We start from the raw sequence: 17621 nt of genomic DNA on the forward strand, positions 1-17621 counted from the left end.
CTTGCGCGATAGCTTGGCACCAGCCAAGTTTTCTTTATTTCTGTGGAGCGCGTGGAACGGTGGGCGAAAAAGACCGATAACGTTCGTGAGTTTTTCTTATATGGGCCATTATATGATAACTGAGTCATTGCGGCAACGCAGAAATTCGCAGTTCTGTTTCCCAGACTTTTTGAACATCCTCTTATAATATGTATCTGTGACGAGTCATGGTATACTGTCAAAAGAGGCTGCATTGAACAGGGAGTGAACGAAATGGAAATGGAGAATATCATGCAGGGTGTAACAATTTTCACCCTGTTGGTTTTGACATTTGCGATTACAATTGTCGTATCCAAAAGAAAAAATAAAAAGAATGGGAAATAGGAGTGGAATATACGGATGTACCAGGTCAATGTAGAGAAAATCGAAGAACATTTATCTTATCTTGAACAAGTTCTTGCCGCTGTTACCCCTGTTATAAATACAAAAACAGAGATGCAAGCGGACAGATTAACAGAACTTGCGCTGGAAAGAGCGTTACATATCGCCCTTGAAACGGTGGCTGATGTCGGAAACTATCTGATTGACGGATTCATTATGCGTGATCCGGGTAGCTATGAAGATATCGTGGACATTCTTGAAGATGAAATGGTAATTGGCCAGAAAATGGCGGAAACGTTAAGAATCGTGGTCAACATGCGTAAGAAGCTGATTACACACTATACAGATGTAGATAGTGGTGAGGTGTATACGATGCTTCAGACCCATTTCTCCCACTTACAGCAATTTCCGATAAATGTTCGTGACTATTTGAAACGCGAACTGTACTAATTTAATAACATTGTGATGATAGTTTTTATATTATATTGTATAGAAATTTACTTATTTCATAAAATCGGGTAGAATATAGAGGAGGAAGGTGAAGGAAGATGAACAAAGACAAATCCTCTTCTACGCGCAACCAAATTATGCATATGCTGAAGATGAAAGGCTCGATGACAGTGGGAGATATGGCGCAAGAACTGGGCATTACAGAAATGGCTGTACGTCGTCATCTCAATACGCTGGAACGGGATAATCTGATTCAAGCGCGTTTGCTGCGTCAGGCAATGGGGCGTCCGACCAATATATACTCCCTGTCTGAAGAAGCCGATAATATGTTCCCTAAAAATTACCAGGATCTTACACTGGAATTTCTTAATGACATCGAAGAAATGCAAGGGGCACAGATGGTCGAAGCGCTATTTAAGCTTCGCCAGGAGCGGCAGGAGAATTTGTATCGTGATATTGTGCCTTCCGACAGCGATTTTGAGAAGAAGCTGGAAGCGCTCGTGAAGATGCAGAATGATAAAGGGTATATGGCCGAGTTGAAGAAAGATGAGAAAACCGGTAAATATATTTTCACTGAATCGAACTGTCCGATATCAACCGTCGCTAAGGAGTACACATACGCTTGTAATTGTGAAAAAACGTTGTTTGAGAATGTGCTCGGTGCTAAGGTCGAGCAGGAGCAATGCATGGCGACCGGTGGCGATAATTGCGTATATATCATTGATGAAAAAAACGAAGAAAACACTGAGAAAGAGCAGTGATATATTTTAAGGGGAGCAAAGCGGTAACGCCCGCGAGTTTTTCTTACACAAAAAAGAACCGCACGGATTGCGATATTCCGGCGGCTCTTTTTTTACTTTATTGTCGTACTGTAGATGAGGTAACGAGCGCAATGATATCATTAACACTAGCGATTGTACTACGCTTTAAAATAAACTCTTGTCCGATAGACAGAGCCAGCATTTCGCCCTTGGCACGCAGCGCCGGATCTTCGATACTTTCCAGATCAGAGACATGAGCAAGGCCGATGACACGCCGCATCATTTTGCAGCCGGCATATCCTACGGTATCCTGAAGGACGTCTCGCAGATAGGCATCCAGATATCCCGGAGTTTTTGCATATGGCTCCTGTGCCTTCTCTGCCCACAGATTGCGGAACTCCGCTTCGAAAATGTCCCACACTTGTACCACGGTGTCAAGCAAGTACGCTTGATATATTTCCCGTTCCTGCGGCTCAAGGGTATGGCCTTCGTGTGCCGAATAGTTAAGCAGCAGATTAGCAATTAGCGCGCCAATATCAAAGCCCATCGGTCCATAATAGGCGAACTCCGGATCGATGATTTTCGTATCTTCTTCTGTTACCATAATGCTCCCGGTGTGTAAATCCCCATGTAAAAGCGCTTGTCCCCGTGTCATAAAGCCTTCTTTTAGCCGTGCGACTTCAAGCTTCAGTACATTATCCTTCCAAATCCGCTGTACTGTATCGGAAAGAAGCGGATTGTATGCATTGGATGGATCGTCATGGAACGGATAGGTAAAGACGAAGTTCTCTGTAATATTGCACAATTCAGGATTTGTAAAAGAAGCTGCTTTCCGCTTTTTTTCAACAGGCGACAGCGCCAAGTCGGATGTTAGAAATAATGTGCGTGCCAGAAAGGTGCCGATTTGCTTGGCGAAGTTTGGATAGCGTTTTCTTTCTACCAATCCTTTGCGCATAATCTGATATTCGGATAAATCTTCCATCACAATCAATGCCAGCTCGGTATCATGATGATATACCTTTGGGACGGAGCCAGGATACAGTTCATTTTCAAGAATTAGCGCTTCGCTTTCGATACGAGCGCGATCAAGTGTAAGAGGCCAAGAATCACCGATAACGCGGACATACGGCAGTGCTTGCTTAAAGATAATGCTCCTGCCGGATGGTCCTTCATCCTGTATACGAAAGACGAAGTTCAGATTCCCATCACCGATTTCACGGCTGACCAACTGAGCATCTTGTGGAAAAAGGTCCGGGATGCTGCGGGCATATTCCACCGCTTCTTGTTCGCTAAGTGTACGATAAGACATTGTTATACTCCCCTTCTCGTTGGTTTTTCTGTGCATATATTTTATTTAAGTTATATACATGACATATTCTTAATTTGTGCAATATTCCCATCTTTACAGGTATGAATATGAATAATTATATCTTCAACTATTATTTGTGCAACTGTTTTTTCTTTTGGCTAGAGATTAAGAGTGATTGTGGTTATAAAGATACATCATAAATATATTGGATGGTACTTATGACTCGATTGTTATTCATAGATTCAAATTTATGTACTTTTTTGTAAATCTAACGATCTATATACAAATATAGCCAAATGATGTAAAAAGTAATTGTGTCTATCAATACAATTTTCGGACCGGATATTAAGTTAGGAAAACATGTAAATGGAGGGAAGCGAATGAACAATTTTTCTATTAGAAAAACAGCATTTTCTTTGTTTGCGCTTATTGTCTGCCTGGGCGTTTTGCAAAGTCCGATATTGCTAGCATCTGCACAAGCGTCTTCGTCGGCTAAGAGCCAGGCAATCGCCAAGGTGAAAGCAGATTATCAAACGTATGCAGCAAAGGTGAAAGGGGACTATCAACGGTATAAGCAGCAGGCAGAAGGCGATTATCGTCGACTTCAAGCATTGGCCCAGAATGATTATAGACAGCTTATGCAGAAGGCAACTGAGGATTATAGGACGGTACAAAAACAGTACGGTTCCAAAGAGGCGGATGCCTACTACGGGGAAATACATAGAAATGGGCTGGCGCTTGATCAGTATTATGGGGAAATATACAGAAACGGCCTTGCCCTAGATCAATATTACGGCGATATATACAGGAATGGTCTGGCTCTTGACCGTTACTATGGAGAAGTATACAGAAACGGTCTTACACTTGACCGTTACTATGGAGAGGTATACAGAAGTGGTTTAACCCTTGATTATTTTCAACGCCATGGTGGTAGCATAGCGACGTTGCATAAGAATTTTGCGAAAATCAGAGAGAATACCCAGAAAAAGATGAAACAGGCAGAAACCCAAACCACACAGGCGATAAATCAAAAACGGGCACAGACTATTCAAACACTTTGCGTTTCTAAAAAGAACGCAATAAAAACGTTATCCGATACCCGAAAAGAAATAACAGGCACAGGTATTGATTTTGGAACATTCGGAATTGATAGCATGTGCGTAGCTAAACAAGGAAAATAGGTAACTTGATTATCCGGGCTGCTGAAAGTAAAACAAGCTTCCTTTGCCGTAGCTAAAGAAGCTTGTCCACCTCATGATTTTTTTCTCTTATTCGATAACAGAAACGGCAAACAACCGGTCGCCAAAAAACAGGAGCCTACAATCAGCAGGATAATCCAATCACTTAGATTCATAAAAAACATCTCCTTATTTTATATTTTTATACTTATTTAAAAGGAGATAAGTTGCATATTTTTACAGTTTATTTCGTGATTTTAGAATCTTAGTGTATAGGTAATAGTTGTAGCTTTTCTTAATTGTGCCCGTTTTAATTAAGAAGAGTGAAAAAAGTGATTGACACTGGCTTACATTGTGAGTATGATTAGTTTCATTACAATAAAAAATTAAAAAATTCTTATCCAGAGAAGGCGGAGGGATTAGGCCCGATGAAGCCCGGCAACCTGCTTGCATATGCGCAGCAAGGTGCTACTTCCTACAGACACGGTTCTGAAAGATAAGGTGATGAAACGAACGCACAACCTCTTTCAGATACGGAAGAGGTTTTTTGTATTCATATCGTTTTTAAAAATTACATATATTCTCATCAAGAGAAGGCGGAGGGACTGGCCCGATGAAGCCCGGCAACCTGCTTGCGCATGCGCAGGCAAGGTGCTACTTCCTACAGGAGATATCCTGAGAGATGAGAGGCAATGTGATTCGGTAAACCGAAGCGCCTCTCTTTCAGCTGTAAAGAGGGGCGCTTTTCAATTATTAACAAGTATAAAGGGGAGTTTTTACAATGAAAAAGAGAATGCACATTATTTTATCGGCGTTCCTTATTCTGCTGCTTGCGGTTGTGTCAAGTGCATGTGGTACACAGGATACAAACGCAGATGCAGGAGAACAAAAAAGTGAGAAAAAAGAACTTTATTCCGTGGGCCCGCTTGCGGGTAAGCGTGTTGCGCTCGTTATGCAGCTAAACCTCGGAACATTTTCAGCTCAATATATAAGCGGTGTAAAAGAAGAAGTCGGCCGTTTCGGCGGACAGGTAACTGTGTTTGCGGCAGATGGTGATTTGGGTCGCATGACCGCTAATCTGGATGCGGCCATCAATCAAAAGTTCGATGCGATTCTTATTGACCATGGTACGCCGGCAGCACTGCAGAATGGCATTAAAAAGGCTGTATCACAAAACATCCCTGTCGTTGTCTTCGATGCAGATGTAAAGGTTCCAGGTGTTACTGTTCTCCAACAGGGTGACAAGGAGATGGCTACATCAGTTCTTGAAAAGTTGGCGAAAGATAACGGAGGCAAGGCGAACATCGTAAAGATCTGGGTGGCTGGCTTTGCTCCCATGGAACGTCGTCAGGTAGCATACAAAGAATTTTTGAAAAACAATTTAGGCATTAAAGAAGTAGCCGCTTTTGGTTCCGCGACGGCTAATACCGCATTGGATACACAGGCGCAGATGGAAGCCGTATTGAAGAAATATCCGAATAAAGGCGACATTACAGCTGTATTTGCTGCCTGGGACGAATTCGCAAAAGGAGCCACCCGCGCGATTGAACAGGCCGGTCGTACGGAAATTAAAGTATATGGTATTGATATGAGTGATGAAGACTTACAGATGATTCAAAATCCGAAAGGACCGTGGGTAGCATCTGCGGCAGTAGATCCGAAAGATATCGGACGTGTACAGGTACGTTACGCTTATCAGAAGCTTCACGGCGACAAAACGCCGGATAGCGTTGAATTGAAGTCGGTGCTCGTAACACGTGAGGAGCTTCCAGCTGAGAAGGTAACGACTGATACGCTGAATAAGCACATTAAAGATTGGGGCAGCAGCCAGCAAGGTATTGCCGATTGGATGAAAAAATAATCCATTGTCCCACCGGCTAGATAAAGTCGGTGGGATTTTTCTGGATAGGCAGAGGAATGGGGGAGAATCGTATGATACAGCCGACGGCAGTGAAGTTGCACATGCATCATATCAACAAGTCGTTTGCGGGAGTTCATGCACTCAAAGATGTCGATTTCACTGTACAAGGCGGTGAGATTCATGCGTTGCTCGGAGCGAATGGTGCAGGAAAAAGTACCTTAATGAAAATATTGTCTGGAGCATACCAGGCAGATGGCGGGGCCATCCGGATAAACGAACAGACGATTACGATAGAAAGTCCGGCCGATGCCAAAGCAGCGGGGATTCATTGCGTATATCAAGAAGTAGACACTGCACTTGTGCCGTCACTGACTGTATGTGAAAACATCTTGTTAGATCGCAAGCCGAAAGGAAAGGGCTCACGCTGGCTGCGATGGAATTCAATGTATCAGGAAGCGGAAGCGATCCTGTGCGAGATCGGCTATGAGATACCGGTGCGTGAGAAAGCGGAGAATTTAACGCTATCTGAAAAGCAAATCGTACTTATCGCAAGAGCGGTTTCTCAGCAAGCCAAGTGTGTCATTTTTGACGAGCCGACCGCGCCGTTAAGCCTAGAAGAAGCAGAGCGTTTGTTCCGGGTGATGAATCGTTTGAAAGCAGAGGGTGTGGCCTGCATCTTCATCTCGCACCGCTTGCCGGAAATCATGGCGGTGTGTGACCGAGTTACGGTGATGCGCGATGGATGCCATGTATGGACAAAGAGCACGGAGGAACTTCAAATTTCACATATTGTCGAAGCGATGCTTGGCAAAACCTTTCAGGAAGAATATCCGAAAGCGGAAGCCGCTATCGGGGAAACATTGCTGGAAGTGCGTGGCGTACGACAGGGTACAAAAGTTCGCGGAGTAGACTTCCAGGTGCGTAGTGGGGAAGTGGTCGGTATCGTTGGATTGGTAGGAGCGGGCAAAACAGAATTGTCACGCCTCTTATTCGGCGCCGATGCGATGGAGGAAGGAGAAGTTGTGCTTGGAGGGCAGACGGTGCGGCTGTGTGAGCCGCGGGATGCAGTTCGTGCCGGGATTGTACTTGTACCGGAAGAGCGGCGCAAGGAGGGAATTCTCGTAGATGAAAGCATTCGTGCTAACCTTACACTCCCTATTCTTAATCGTTTTGCCGCAGGTGGATTTATTCGCCGAAATGAAGAGAAAGAACACGCCCGGCGCATGATTGGTAACCTGGGGGTAAAGACTCCGGATGAAGAAGAGCAGGTCGGATACTTAAGCGGAGGAAACCAGCAAAAAGTCGTCATCGGCAAGTGGCTGGCGACAGAAGCGGATGTATTCTTGTTCGATGAACCGACAAAAGGAGTTGATGTTGGCGCGAAGCGAGATATTTTTACGCTTATTGGAAGGCTCGCACAGGCTGGAAAAGGAATTGTATATCTTTCCTGCGAAATCGCCGAAATTATAGGCGTATCCGATAGAGTGCTCGTTATGTGCGACGGGCGAATCGTGAGGGAACTGACCGGCAACGAGGTTACATCAGAGAACATCTTATTGTATGCGAGCGGGGGAGAAAGCCATGAAGAAAAATAAAGTGCTCGATTTTTCATATAAGTACGGCGCTATTTTCGTTATTATTGCTGTCATCATATTTTTTAGTATCGTGAATCCCAATTTTTTGACGTACGATAATATTACGGACATTCTGCGCTATATCTCAATCGTGACGCTGGTAGCGATCGGTGTGACATTCTCGCTTATTGTGGATGGATTTGACTTGTCCGTTGGTTCTACCGTATCGTTGACGACGGTTGTGACTGCATCGTTGATGGTATGGTACCAGTTGCCACTTCCTCTGGTCATTCTGATACCGATATTGCTTGGAGCTCTTGTCGGCTTGGCCAATGCATGGCTCATTGTCAAGATCCGTATTCCAGATTTGCTGGCAACGCTTAGCATGCTCTACATTGTCGCTGGACTGCACAAGACGTATACACAGGGGTTCTCGATATATAATAACATGCCAATGCCGGATGGAAGCACGGCTAAAGGTGTATTAGGCGAAAGCTTTCTGTGGATTGGTCAGGGAAAGCTGCTTGGGGTTCCTGTACCGGTCATTATTATGCTAGCTGCTGTCGTTGCGGTTCACATTTTCCTTACGTATACGCGTGGCGGGCGTCTCCTGTATATTACTGGGGGAAATCAAGAAGCAGCAAGGCTGAGCGGGATTTCCATCTATAAAGTACGCACGATAGCATATGTCCTATCTGGCGTGTTCGCAGCACTAGCCGGGATTATCTTCACAGCGCGTGTTGGTTCCGGACAGGTGGATGCAGGCTCGCCATTACTGATGGAAGCAGTTGCGGCTGCATTTGTTGGCTTCTCTGTGCTTGGGGCAGGTAAACCGAATGTCATCGGTACGTTCCTGGGTGCATTCCTTATTGGTATCCTTGTGAACGGATTGACGATGCTGAATCTTCCTTACTACGCATTTGACATCATTAAAGGTGCAGTATTGGTGTTTGCACTGTCCATGACCTATCTGCATATGCACCGTCGGAAATCATAATGCACGCTTTCTTTGTATGATATGATCAGAATGGATAAAGATCATGATGGGGAGTTAGGAGGCATACGATGGCAGAGCATGCATACAAAGGCTATTTGCTTGATTTAGATGGAACTGTCTACCGGGGAGGCGAGGTAATCCCAGAAGCAGTTGCGTTTGTTGAAACATTGAAAAAGAAAGGCATACCTTATCAGTATGTGACGAACAATTCATCACTCACACCGGAACAACTGGCGGAGAAGCTACAAAAGATGGGTCTAGAAGCAGTACCGGAGGCTTTCTTCACTTCCAGTATGGCGGTAGCCGAAACCATTGAGAAAATGGAGCGGAAAGAAACGACGACGGATGTGGTAAGAGTACTGGCGATCGGGGAGAGAGGGTTAAAGACAGCACTTTCCGAGGCGGGATATGAACTCGTAGAAAAAGCCCCGGCTTCGTATGTTGTAGTTGGTATTGACCGTGAGTTCAGCTATGAGAAAATGAAGCAAGCGACGCTTGCCATATACGGAGGCGCAAAATTTCTATCTACGAACTGTGACCGGGCCATTCCTACAGAAGAGGGGTTGGTACCTGGTAATGGTTCGCTTACCGCTTCCATCGCATACGCAACACGGACGGAGCCGTTGTATGTCGGAAAGCCGGAACAAGCTATTATTGCCCTTGCGCTTGAGAAGCTTGGCCTCCGCGCGGATGAAGTGCTGCTTATCGGCGATAATCTGGAGACTGATATCGCTGCCGGCGGGCGCAGCGGCGTCGATACGCTGCTAGTCTACAGTGGTTTCAGCCGGGAAACCGACCTCGAAAGGGCGGAAGTACAGCCGACATATACGGCGTCTAGCCTAGCGGATTGGAAGATATAACACAAAAAGACTGTCAGGAAGAGCCATTTTCCTGACAGTCTTTTTGATGGATAAGAAAGCAGCCATTTGGCTTCTTTGTGGAAAAAGGACGAGTGGCAATGAGTGCGAGTTTTATTTCGTGCCGAAATGGCTATGTGCCAGACGGCTGGAGGCTGCCGCCGCAATGGCGCCTACGATATCGTCGAGAAAGGTGTGTACAGCACCCTCGTTTCCTTCCTTTTGATTCAGAACCTTTAAAATACCAGGTTTGACCTTATCTACATAGCCATAATTCGTAAATCCGATACTTCCATATACATTGACAATGGATAGAGCCAGAACTTCATCGATGCCGTAAAGCCCTTCATCCTGTACCATCATCTCCTGCAAAGGCTCGATTAGCATGCCTTTCTCGGCCAGGATATCGAGCTGGATGCCGGTGATAATTGCATTTTGAATTTCACGCTTTTCCAATACTTTTTTGATGTTATGCATGCAAGTTTCTGTAGCCAGATCGGAAAAGTATGGCTTTTGCAAGTACATGACAAGCTCCACAAGGTGATCCATAGTGACGCCGCGCTCTTTCAATAAACGGTAGGCGGTTTCTCGAACCTTCTCGTCTCGAACAGCATAATTCATATTGCTCATTAGCTTCGCATCCTTTTACGGAGTATTGTCATTACTGTTCCCGCTCTAGTTTGTATTTATTAAGTACGTCTTTGCCGCCGGTGACTTCCAGGACCGTTCCGGTAATGAAATCAGAAGCTTCACTACAGAAAAAATTGATGGCTCTTGCAATATCTTCTCCAGTGCCGGGACGTCCTACAGGCGTATCTGGATCGTATAAGGAATGGACATCGGCAATATGCTTTTCTTTATCTTCTCCCACAATGTCTCCGGGACAAACCATGTTAGCGGTAATGCCATGTTCGGCTTCTTCAAGGGCAATGGTGCGAGTCAATGAGACGAGTCCGGTTTTAGCGGCGGCAAACGCCGAGCGGTACATCCAGCCAGGGGCTGTTTGCGCCTTTTCGAAACCAACTGTGACAATACGTCCCTGTCTTTGTTTGCGCATATGCGGAATGGCGGCTTTACACAAGTAGAAAGCACTGGAAAGATTGCCTCCGATCATGCGGTCCCATTCTTCGAACGTATAGTCTGCCAGTTTTTTTCGCTCTTTTATGTAAGGGCCGGCGTTCAAAATCAGAATATCAAGTCGTCCCCAGGAGGAGGCGACTGTCTCGATAATCGCTTCCGCATCCATGGGACGACTGACATCTCCTTGCAACGGCAGTACATTCACTCCGTATTGTCGGACAAGTTCTTGCTGCAACTTGTCTGCATCGCTTTTGCTTGTTCGGTAATTGAGCGCAATATCGATGCCTTGGGCAGCGAGTTCATGGGCGATACGGACGCCAAGTCCTTTTGCACTTCCTGTAATCAGAGCCGTACGATTGCGTTTCAAAAAACCATCCCTTCCTGCTTGGAATGTTTGATTAGCCTTTATTTAATTGTATATTAAGGTTATTAACGAAAGAAAGTATTGAAAGTCGGAAAGTGTGGTGTGAGGGAATGATATATTATTTTTATGACCCGCAAGGACAATTTATTTCTCTAACATTTGAGCGTAGCCGATTTCTACCAAATGCAAAACATGTGCTTGTGTGGGCATTTGCAGATGAAGAAGAACAAGAGATTGTACTGACGTGTCACAGAAAAAGAGGGTGGGAAGTGCCGGGTGGCAAAGTGGAACCGGGAGAGAAGCCGGAAGAAGCAGCGCACCGGGAGTTGTTTGAAGAAACGGGTGTGAAAGCAGGGAAGTTAGAGTGGATAGGGCAGTATGTAATTGATAGCGGATCGGGCGAAGAACAGGCGGTGAAAAATATTTATGTTGGAAAAGTAGTGAAGTGGGAACAAATTCCCACCGGTTTTGAAACACTGGAGCGTGGAGTGTTTCCCGTGTCACTTTCGCGCTTTGCCCCCGGAATGAGTCCCTTTATCCAGGACAATATTTTTCCGCTTTGCCAGGCTTACTTAGCGGAGCGGAGAGGGTAAGTACAGCATGCAGTCCATAGAGAAAGCGGACATCCGAATACGGGCGTCCGCTTTTTTCTGTTTCGTGTAAAACGGCTAAACATGCAATGCATGTCGGCCTTTTCGCCGGGCGACTACTTGTTCCCGAAGGTGTTCACGGTGTTCGATGCAATGCATCCTCCAAGCGTACCAGCCTGTAAGCACAAGCACGAGCAGCGAACCGAGCACGACGCCATTCCATCCCGCCCACTTGTAGAAAAAGCCGAGGAAGAAGCTTCCCATGCTACCGCCCAGATAATACGACAATAAATATAGACTGGAGGCACTCGCTTTGGCGAATGTAGCATGACGGCTCACCCATGAGCTGGCTGCAGAGTGTGCAAAAAAGAAGCCGAAACTTGTTAGTAGTAAACCTGCACCAACCATCCATAAGCTATGCATTAACGTAGCGAGAGTGCCAAGTGCCATGAGGGCGATACCGATTCCAACACACCATGCCTGTGGAATGAAGCGTGCCGCCCGACCGGATAATGTAGAACTTACAGTACCGGCTAGATATGTGAGAAACAGCATACTAACGACAGAGGTAGGCAAGTTATAAGGTTTTCCTTGAAGCAAATACGTAATGTAATTGTATTCCCCTATGAATACGAAGAACAACAGCCCCCCGATTAGATACGCGTAAAGCAGTGTACGGTTTTTCAAATGGCGGTAGAAGTTGCTGGTGGCTGTTTTCCAGTCAAGCGGCTTCGGCTCAAAATGTTTCGAGCGTGGTAGCAGCCAGGTGAAGGCGATGAGGCATAGTAGGCTGATGCCTCCCATAATAATGAACGCGCCATGCCAACCGATCCAATCGGTGGCGAATCCACTGATGAGACGACCGGATAAGCCGCCTATCGTATTGCCGCTAATATAGATGCCGATCGCGACAGTGAGCGCCTTGGAGCTGAACTCTTCGCCAATATAAGCGACGGCAATCGCTGGGAGCCCGGCCAAGAAAAATCCCTGCAATATACGAAGGACAAGAAGTGTCTTGAATCCTGGGACCCATGCGATGAACGCTGTCAAAATCGTTACGCATAACATGGTAATAAACATAATGTTTTTCCGACCGATTGCATCAGATAAAGGGCCGTATAATAAAAGGGAAATTGCTAATGTGAAAATCGTTAACGACACCGATAGGCTCGATATAATTGGGGAGAGATGGAATTCCTCTGTAAATACCGGCAGCAATGGCTGTGGAAAATAAATGTTGGCAAATACAAGAAACGATGCAATGCTGAGCGCCAATGACGCTCTCCAAAAAGGTTTTGTGCCCGCTTCAATCACTTGAATCATCTTCTTTCTGCGTGATAAAGTTTTCTTGCTTTTATCGTAGCATGCAGTTATAAATGAATAAAATATATTATTTTCATCATTATAATAACTATTAGTTATGGAGATGCGATATGGATATTCGACAATTGGAGTTTTTCGCAGAGGTAGCTAGACATAAAAGTTTTACGAAGGCTGCAGAACAATTGTTGGTAGCGCAACCGGCGATTAGTAAAAGCATCAAAAAGCTTGAGGAGGAAGTAGGGCTTATCCTATTTAACCGTTCAGAGCGTAAAGTTTCGTTAACGGCGGAAGGAGAGGCGCTATTGAAGCACGCGGAATCAATACTCGATCAACTGGCCCACGCGAAGGCGGAGATGGAAGAATTGAGCGGCTTAAAAAAGGGTGAGGTTCGCATCGGTTTGCCGTCGATGGTTGGCTCCTATTATTTTCCAGGTTTGATTATTGATTTTAAAAAGAAGTACCCCGATTTGCAGATTACGGTATATGAACAAGGCACGGTGAAAATCCGGCAGATGCTTATAGATGGAGAAATCGACATGGGGGTCGTGCTAGAGGATGATGTGGAGGATGGAGTGGAGGTCTTACCGTTTCTTAAAGAAGAGATGGTCGTGTGTGTACCTGATTCTCATCCGTTTGCCGGACGGAGTGCCGTATCGTATGAAGAGTTGACGCAAGAATCGCTTGTATTGTTTAAGGAAGGCTATTTTCAACGGGAAATTACTGCTCGAGCAAGCAGGATGTCGGGATTGCCGTTGAACGTTACATTCGAGACGAACCAGATTTCGCTAATTAAGTCGTTGGTCGCCAAACAGCTTGGAGTAACGCTTTTTTTGCGTATGGTTATCGTGGATGATACGCATCTTGTACCTGTCTCCCTTGATCCTCCGGTATATTTGAAGCTTGGTATAGCATGGAATAAAAACGCTTATTTGTCTAAGGCGAACCAGGCGTTTTTATCTTTCATGATGGATAGAATGGATTCGTGAAAAGTTAGCATACAAAAACCGGAAGCCTAAGGGCTTCCGGTTTTATTGTGAATTAGAATACTTGTTGTACTTCGGTAATGCCTTCAACTTCTTCGATAAGGGCGCGCTCAATACCCGCTTTCAGCGTAATTGTTGAGCTTGGGCAGCTACCGCATGCACCGTGCAGGCGAAGCTGAACCACGCCTTCATCTGTTACGTCAACTAGTTCGCAATCTCCACCGTCGCGTTGCAGGAACGGACGCAGTTTATCTAAAACCTCTTGGACTTCTTCCAATTTTTTTGTGTCTGCCATAAGGTTCATTCACTCCTTTCGAACATACTAATATTATATTACCCTTTTGTTGAGAAATCTATGGTTTTTACCAGTTTGTATGTTTTGGAGTGTTTTATAACCTTAAAAATAAAGTGGTTTACTTGGTTATAATACTCCTATAAAATGTGTTATAATATGATGGCTCATAAGACATATTCATTCTGCGTCGAAAGGAAGAACGTTATGCAGGTTTATAACAATATAAAAGAACTCATTGGCAATACGCCCATCGTAGAGATTACTTCTTTTGAGTTGCCGAAGGGCGTACGTTTATTCGCGAAGTTAGAATACTTAAATCCCGGTGGTAGCGTCAAAGATCGCTTGGGAATCGAACTCATCCGCGATGCGGAAGAGCGCGGCGTACTAAAGCCGGGCGGCACGATTATCGAACCGACAGCTGGTAATACGGGGATTGGGATAGCGTTGGCTGCGGTAGGTACGGGATACCGGGTTATTTTTGTCGTGCCCGAAAAATTCTCGCTTGAGAAGCAGGATCTCATGCGAGCACTTGGTGCTGAAGTAGTAAATACACCAACCGAGAAGGGGATTAAAGGCGCCATTGAGAAAGCAAAGCAGCTTGAGCAGGAAATTGAAGGCTCTTTCTGCCCGCAGCAGTTTGGTAATCCGGCTAATCCGGCCGCACATTATAAGACGACCGGTCCAGAAATCTGGAGCCAGATGGACGGGAAGGTAGATGTATTTGTGGCAGGAGCCGGTTCAGGTGGTACGTTTATGGGAGCGGCTCGTTATCTGAAAGAGCAGAACCCGAATATCAAGACCGTTATTGTTGAACCGGAAGGATCGATTTTAAATGGGGGCGAACCGGGCCCGCATAAAACGGAAGGTATTGGGATGGAATTTCTGCCAGAGTTTATGGATCCAAGCTACTTCAATGCTATTCATACAATAGATGATGTAGACTCGTTCCACTGGGTGAAAGAACTGGCTGCAAAAGAAGGTATGCTGGTAGGCAGCTCCGCTGGTGCTGCGATGCACGCTGCAATGAAAGAAGCACAACAGGCAAAACCGGGAACTAACATTGTCACTCTTTTTGCTGATGGCAGTGAGCGGTATCTTAGCAAGAAAATTTATCAGGGAGGGATATAAGCGATGAGAATGAAAACAAAGCTAATTCATGGTGGAGTAGATGGCGATCCGTTAACAGGTGCCGTAAACGTTCCAATTTATCAGGTCAGCACGTATAAACAGGAAGGTGTAGGTAAGCACAAAGGATACGAATATTCCCGAACAGGCAATCCGACTCGCCACGCGGTGGAGGAGTACATTGCCGACATTGAGGGTGGTGTACGTGGTTTTGCATTTGCTTCTGGGATGGCTGCGTTGTCCACTATTGTCATGATGTTTGATGCGGGCGATCATTTCGTCGTAGGCGATGATGTGTATGGTGGTACGTATCGAGTGCTAAACAAGGTATTTAACCGTTTTGGCGTGGAAGTGACATTTGTGAACACCGGAGATGTTGAAGCGATTGCTGCCGCTATCCGACCGAACACGAAAGCAGTCATGCTGGAGTCGCCGAGCAATCCTTTGTTAAAAGTTACAGATATTGCCGCAGTAGCAGAAATAACAAAAGAAAAAGGGCTTCTGCTCGTTGTTGATAATACATTCATGACACCATACTGGCAAAATCCGCTGGAATTAGGCGCGGATATCGTGTTCCATAGCGCGACAAAATATCTAGGCGGGCACAGTGACGTAGTAGCGGGCCTCGTCATTGTAAAAGACGAAGAATTAGGCGAGCGTATGCATTTCGTACAAAACTCCGTAGGAGCAGTGCTCGGACCACAGGATTCATATTATCTTCTGCGCGGTATGAAGACGTTGGGAGTCCGGATGGAGGAGCATGAAGCTAATACTAAGCGTATTGCGGAATGGCTTTCCCGTCGTGAAGATATTGAAAAAGTATATTATCCGGGCCTTACAAATCATCCCGGACATGATATTGCGGCCAAGCAAGCACGCGGCTTCGGCGGTATGATTTCATTTGACGTCGGAAGCCGGGAGCGTGCAGAACAAGTATTGTCACGGGCCAAAATTTTTACACTTGCTGAAAGCCTGGGTGCGGTAGAGAGCTTAATATCTGTTCCGGCGCAGATGACACATGCGTCCATTCCTGCCGAACGCCGCGCGGAACTTGGCATTACGGATGGTCTTATTCGCATCTCTGTAGGTATCGAAGATGTAGAGGATTTGATTGAGGAACTGGAACAGGCTCTCGCATAAGGGGATGTAAGCATGGAGATTTTAGTTTTCGGAGCGGAGCAGTTGTGTGCAAGCTGTGTAAATCTTCCGTCCGCCAAGGACACAGCAGAATGGCTGGAAGCGGCCCTTACGAGAAAATACGGTGCCCATATCGCTGTTCGCTATATTGATATTGATAGCCCGCTCGAAGGGATAGAGGCGGATTTTGCGGCTCGTATCCATGCTGAAGAATTCTGGTATCCGCTCGTTGTATTAAATGGTAAAGTGATCGGAGAAGGAAACCCTAAGCTTAAGGATATCCAACAGGCGATTGAAAACATAAAGTTAGGATGATTCATCATGCGACCTATGGTTGAGTTTTGCGTGAGCAATTTGTCGCTTGGCTCTGAAACGGTGAAGAAAATTCTAGAAGAAGAAAACGAAGTCGATGTACTGGAATATGGTTGCCTTGGAAACTGTGGCCAATGCTTCGTTCAGCCGTATGCGCTGGTAAACGGCAGGCTCATTGTTGGCGAAGATGCACAGGATTTGCTTACGGCAATCAGAACATATATTGAAAAAGTCAGAGCTGAAGACGAAGCTTGGCGTGAGCTTGGTTTTTAGGCATGATTGACCGGAATGGGAGAAAAGTATGAAAAGTAATACTTTCGTCACCTTCCGGTCATTTTTTTATGTCTGATATGTGAATTTATTCACAATTAAAGGCGGAATAACAGGAAAAGTTGTACAATACAGATGAGGCTGGTTAAACCACCCAAGAAATCGACAACAGGCGAGTTTCTGAGAAGGAGAGGAATAGTTATGGTAGTCGGATGGCTTAGAGAAAGTAAGTTATCTGCAGGCATATTGATGGTGCTGCGTGTATGGCTGGGTTATACATGGGTGACCTCGGGCTGGGGGAAGATTACAGGCGGCTTCAAAAGTGAAGGATTTCTGAAAGGTGCCCTAGGAAAAGCAACAGGTGATCATCCAGCTGTACAGAGCTGGTGGGCAAATTTTATTGAAGGATTCGCGCTTCCAAGTTCCACATGGTTTGATATTCTAATTCCTTGGGGAGAATTTCTTGTAGGAATTGCACTGATTGCAGGAATATTCACTACGTTTGCGGGTCTGATGGGGATTACGATGAATTTCGCCTTTCTGTTTAGCGGAACGACAAGTATCAATCCTCAGATGGTTCTGTTCACTATTTTCTTGCTAGTAGCCGGGCGTAATGCAGGGCGTTATGGCCTGGATGTTTATATACTTCCTTTGTTAGATAAATGGTTTCATCGCGAACATCAAATAGCCGTTTATAACGGCAAGAATAGAGCCTCATAAACGAAGCAGACCTGGCTGTATTGCTTGGAGAATAATGAAAACACCAGCAAATAATGAAACGTTTGCTGGTGTTTT

Annotated in this window: 19 protein-coding genes and 2 riboswitches; of the genes, 14 read left to right on the plus strand and 5 right to left on the minus strand. The window is 45.4% G+C overall.

Going from position 1 to position 17621, the window contains the following annotated elements; all coding sequences use genetic code 11:
- The first annotated feature begins 378 nt into the window (after positions 1–378).
- Together AF333_RS04915 and AF333_RS04920 are read left to right on the plus strand one after the other, a co-directional pair.
- Entirely contained in the window at positions 379–810 is a 432-nt protein-coding gene (locus AF333_RS04915) for a DUF86 domain-containing protein (protein WP_043065006.1), read from the plus strand.
- 98 nt (positions 811–908) lie between these two features.
- On the plus strand, positions 909–1571 hold the full coding sequence (locus AF333_RS04920; protein ID WP_043065005.1) for a helix-turn-helix transcriptional regulator: 663 nt from the start codon (positions 909–911) through the stop codon (positions 1569–1571).
- A gap of 97 nt (positions 1572–1668) precedes the next feature.
- Here the strand turns inward: AF333_RS04920 and mtnK are convergent, their stop codons facing one another.
- Positions 1669–2880: an S-methyl-5-thioribose kinase gene (gene mtnK / locus AF333_RS04925; RefSeq protein WP_043065004.1), complete on the minus strand. Its 1212-nt coding sequence runs from the start codon at positions 2878–2880 to the stop codon at positions 1669–1671.
- Positions 2881–3260: 380 nt separating this feature from the next.
- On the opposite strand from mtnK, the gene AF333_RS04930 reads away from it, so the two are divergent.
- The 5 genes from AF333_RS04930 to AF333_RS04950 all read left to right on the plus strand — a co-directional run bounded on the left by AF333_RS04930 (position 3261) and on the right by AF333_RS04950 (position 9350).
- A complete protein-coding gene (locus AF333_RS04930; RefSeq protein WP_043065003.1) occupies positions 3261–4061 on the plus strand; it encodes a hypothetical protein in 801 nt (266 codons plus the stop codon).
- A 391-nt stretch (positions 4062–4452) separates the two neighbouring features.
- A riboswitch (SAM riboswitch) is annotated at positions 4453–4561 on the plus strand.
- Between the two features lie 77 nt (positions 4562–4638).
- Positions 4639–4747, plus strand: a riboswitch (SAM riboswitch).
- A gap of 92 nt (positions 4748–4839) precedes the next feature.
- Positions 4840–5919 (plus strand): sugar ABC transporter substrate-binding protein, encoded by a 1080-nt coding sequence (locus AF333_RS04935; protein WP_043065002.1) that lies wholly within the window; start codon positions 4840–4842, stop codon positions 5917–5919.
- 71 nt (positions 5920–5990) lie between these two features.
- Positions 5991–7514 carry a sugar ABC transporter ATP-binding protein gene (locus AF333_RS04940; protein ID WP_043065001.1) on the plus strand — a complete coding sequence of 508 codons (1524 nt, stop codon included), beginning with the start codon at positions 5991–5993 and terminating at the stop codon, positions 7512–7514.
- Positions 7501–8490, plus strand: a complete 990-nt coding sequence (locus tag AF333_RS04945; RefSeq protein ID WP_043065000.1) for an ABC transporter permease — start codon at positions 7501–7503, stop codon at positions 8488–8490. The genes AF333_RS04940 and AF333_RS04945 overlap by 14 nt, the downstream gene beginning before the upstream one ends.
- Positions 8491–8558: 68 nt before the next feature.
- The gene (locus AF333_RS04950) at positions 8559–9350 is read left to right on the plus strand and encodes a TIGR01457 family HAD-type hydrolase (protein ID WP_043064999.1); all 792 of its coding nucleotides are present in this window, start codon (positions 8559–8561) and stop codon (positions 9348–9350) included.
- A 111-nt stretch (positions 9351–9461) separates the two neighbouring features.
- On the opposite strand, the gene AF333_RS04955 is transcribed toward AF333_RS04950, so the two are convergent.
- The gene (locus AF333_RS04955; protein WP_407638630.1) at positions 9462–9977 is read right to left on the minus strand and encodes a phosphatidylglycerophosphatase A family protein; all 516 of its coding nucleotides are present in this window, start codon (positions 9975–9977) and stop codon (positions 9462–9464) included.
- A gap of 31 nt (positions 9978–10008) precedes the next feature.
- Entirely contained in the window at positions 10009–10794 is a 786-nt protein-coding gene (locus AF333_RS04960) for an SDR family oxidoreductase (RefSeq protein WP_043064998.1), read from the minus strand.
- A 107-nt stretch (positions 10795–10901) separates the two neighbouring features.
- On the opposite strand from AF333_RS04960, the gene AF333_RS04965 reads away from it, so the two are divergent.
- Positions 10902–11384: an NUDIX domain-containing protein gene (locus tag AF333_RS04965; RefSeq protein WP_043064997.1), complete on the plus strand. Its 483-nt coding sequence runs from the start codon at positions 10902–10904 to the stop codon at positions 11382–11384.
- 75 nt (positions 11385–11459) lie between these two features.
- Here the strand turns inward: AF333_RS04965 and AF333_RS04970 are convergent, their stop codons facing one another.
- Positions 11460–12704, minus strand: coding sequence for an MFS transporter (locus AF333_RS04970; RefSeq protein WP_235355838.1), 1245 nt, complete (start codon positions 12702–12704; stop codon positions 11460–11462).
- 110 nt (positions 12705–12814) lie between these two features.
- Between AF333_RS04970 and AF333_RS04975 the strand changes: the two genes are divergently transcribed.
- Positions 12815–13690 (plus strand): LysR family transcriptional regulator, encoded by an 876-nt coding sequence (locus AF333_RS04975; protein ID WP_043064995.1) that lies wholly within the window; start codon positions 12815–12817, stop codon positions 13688–13690.
- A gap of 52 nt (positions 13691–13742) precedes the next feature.
- Here AF333_RS04975 and AF333_RS04980 read toward each other — a convergent pair whose 3' ends face one another.
- Positions 13743–13991, minus strand: coding sequence for a NifU family protein (locus AF333_RS04980; RefSeq protein ID WP_173585723.1), 249 nt, complete (start codon positions 13989–13991; stop codon positions 13743–13745).
- A 195-nt stretch (positions 13992–14186) separates the two neighbouring features.
- Between AF333_RS04980 and AF333_RS04985 the strand changes: the two genes are divergently transcribed.
- The 5 genes from AF333_RS04985 (at position 14187) to AF333_RS05005 (ending at position 17546) form a co-directional block, all read left to right on the plus strand.
- A complete protein-coding gene (locus tag AF333_RS04985; RefSeq protein WP_043064993.1) occupies positions 14187–15110 on the plus strand; it encodes a PLP-dependent cysteine synthase family protein in 924 nt (307 codons plus the stop codon).
- A 3-nt stretch (positions 15111–15113) separates the two neighbouring features.
- Positions 15114–16247, plus strand: a complete 1134-nt coding sequence (locus tag AF333_RS04990; RefSeq protein ID WP_043064992.1) for a bifunctional cystathionine gamma-lyase/homocysteine desulfhydrase — start codon at positions 15114–15116, stop codon at positions 16245–16247.
- Between the two features lie 12 nt (positions 16248–16259).
- Positions 16260–16559 (plus strand): YuzD family protein, encoded by a 300-nt coding sequence (locus tag AF333_RS04995; RefSeq protein ID WP_043064991.1) that lies wholly within the window; start codon positions 16260–16262, stop codon positions 16557–16559.
- A 6-nt stretch (positions 16560–16565) separates the two neighbouring features.
- On the plus strand, positions 16566–16829 hold the full coding sequence (locus AF333_RS05000; RefSeq protein WP_043064990.1) for a YuzB family protein: 264 nt from the start codon (positions 16566–16568) through the stop codon (positions 16827–16829).
- A 198-nt stretch (positions 16830–17027) separates the two neighbouring features.
- Positions 17028–17546, plus strand: coding sequence for a DoxX family protein (locus AF333_RS05005; RefSeq protein ID WP_043064989.1), 519 nt, complete (start codon positions 17028–17030; stop codon positions 17544–17546).
- Positions 17547–17621: the final 75 nt, after the last annotated feature.

The organism is Aneurinibacillus migulanus (assembly GCF_001274715.1).
In the GTDB taxonomy this organism is placed as follows: domain Bacteria; phylum Bacillota; class Bacilli; order Aneurinibacillales; family Aneurinibacillaceae; genus Aneurinibacillus; species Aneurinibacillus migulanus.

What these genes read in the sequence shown, in the direction of transcription:
- AF333_RS04995 (WP_043064991.1), top strand. Translation starts at nt 16,260, where the DNA reads ATGGAGATTTTAGTTTTCGGAGCGGAGCAGTTGTGTGCAAGCTGTGTA.
- AF333_RS04930 (WP_043065003.1), top strand. Translation starts at nt 3,261, where the DNA reads ATGAACAATTTTTCTATTAGAAAAACAGCATTTTCTTTGTTTGCGCTT.
- mtnK (WP_043065004.1), bottom strand. Translation starts at nt 2,880, where the DNA reads ATGTCTTATCGTACACTTAGCGAACAAGAAGCGGTGGAATATGCCCGC.
- AF333_RS04955 (WP_407638630.1), bottom strand. Translation starts at nt 9,977, where the DNA reads ATGAGCAATATGAATTATGCTGTTCGAGACGAGAAGGTTCGAGAAACC.
- AF333_RS04935 (WP_043065002.1), top strand. Translation starts at nt 4,840, where the DNA reads ATGAAAAAGAGAATGCACATTATTTTATCGGCGTTCCTTATTCTGCTG.
- AF333_RS05000 (WP_043064990.1), top strand. Translation starts at nt 16,566, where the DNA reads ATGCGACCTATGGTTGAGTTTTGCGTGAGCAATTTGTCGCTTGGCTCT.
- AF333_RS04940 (WP_043065001.1), top strand. Translation starts at nt 5,991, where the DNA reads ATGATACAGCCGACGGCAGTGAAGTTGCACATGCATCATATCAACAAG.
- AF333_RS04975 (WP_043064995.1), top strand. Translation starts at nt 12,815, where the DNA reads ATGGATATTCGACAATTGGAGTTTTTCGCAGAGGTAGCTAGACATAAA.
- AF333_RS04985 (WP_043064993.1), top strand. Translation starts at nt 14,187, where the DNA reads ATGCAGGTTTATAACAATATAAAAGAACTCATTGGCAATACGCCCATC.
- AF333_RS04970 (WP_235355838.1), bottom strand. Translation starts at nt 12,704, where the DNA reads ATGATTCAAGTGATTGAAGCGGGCACAAAACCTTTTTGGAGAGCGTCA.
- AF333_RS04990 (WP_043064992.1), top strand. Translation starts at nt 15,114, where the DNA reads ATGAGAATGAAAACAAAGCTAATTCATGGTGGAGTAGATGGCGATCCG.
- AF333_RS05005 (WP_043064989.1), top strand. Translation starts at nt 17,028, where the DNA reads ATGGTAGTCGGATGGCTTAGAGAAAGTAAGTTATCTGCAGGCATATTG.
- AF333_RS04965 (WP_043064997.1), top strand. Translation starts at nt 10,902, where the DNA reads ATGATATATTATTTTTATGACCCGCAAGGACAATTTATTTCTCTAACA.
- AF333_RS04920 (WP_043065005.1), top strand. Translation starts at nt 909, where the DNA reads ATGAACAAAGACAAATCCTCTTCTACGCGCAACCAAATTATGCATATG.
- AF333_RS04980 (WP_173585723.1), bottom strand. Translation starts at nt 13,991, where the DNA reads ATGAACCTTATGGCAGACACAAAAAAATTGGAAGAAGTCCAAGAGGTT.
- AF333_RS04915 (WP_043065006.1), top strand. Translation starts at nt 379, where the DNA reads ATGTACCAGGTCAATGTAGAGAAAATCGAAGAACATTTATCTTATCTT.
- AF333_RS04945 (WP_043065000.1), top strand. Translation starts at nt 7,501, where the DNA reads ATGAAGAAAAATAAAGTGCTCGATTTTTCATATAAGTACGGCGCTATT.
- AF333_RS04950 (WP_043064999.1), top strand. Translation starts at nt 8,559, where the DNA reads ATGGCAGAGCATGCATACAAAGGCTATTTGCTTGATTTAGATGGAACT.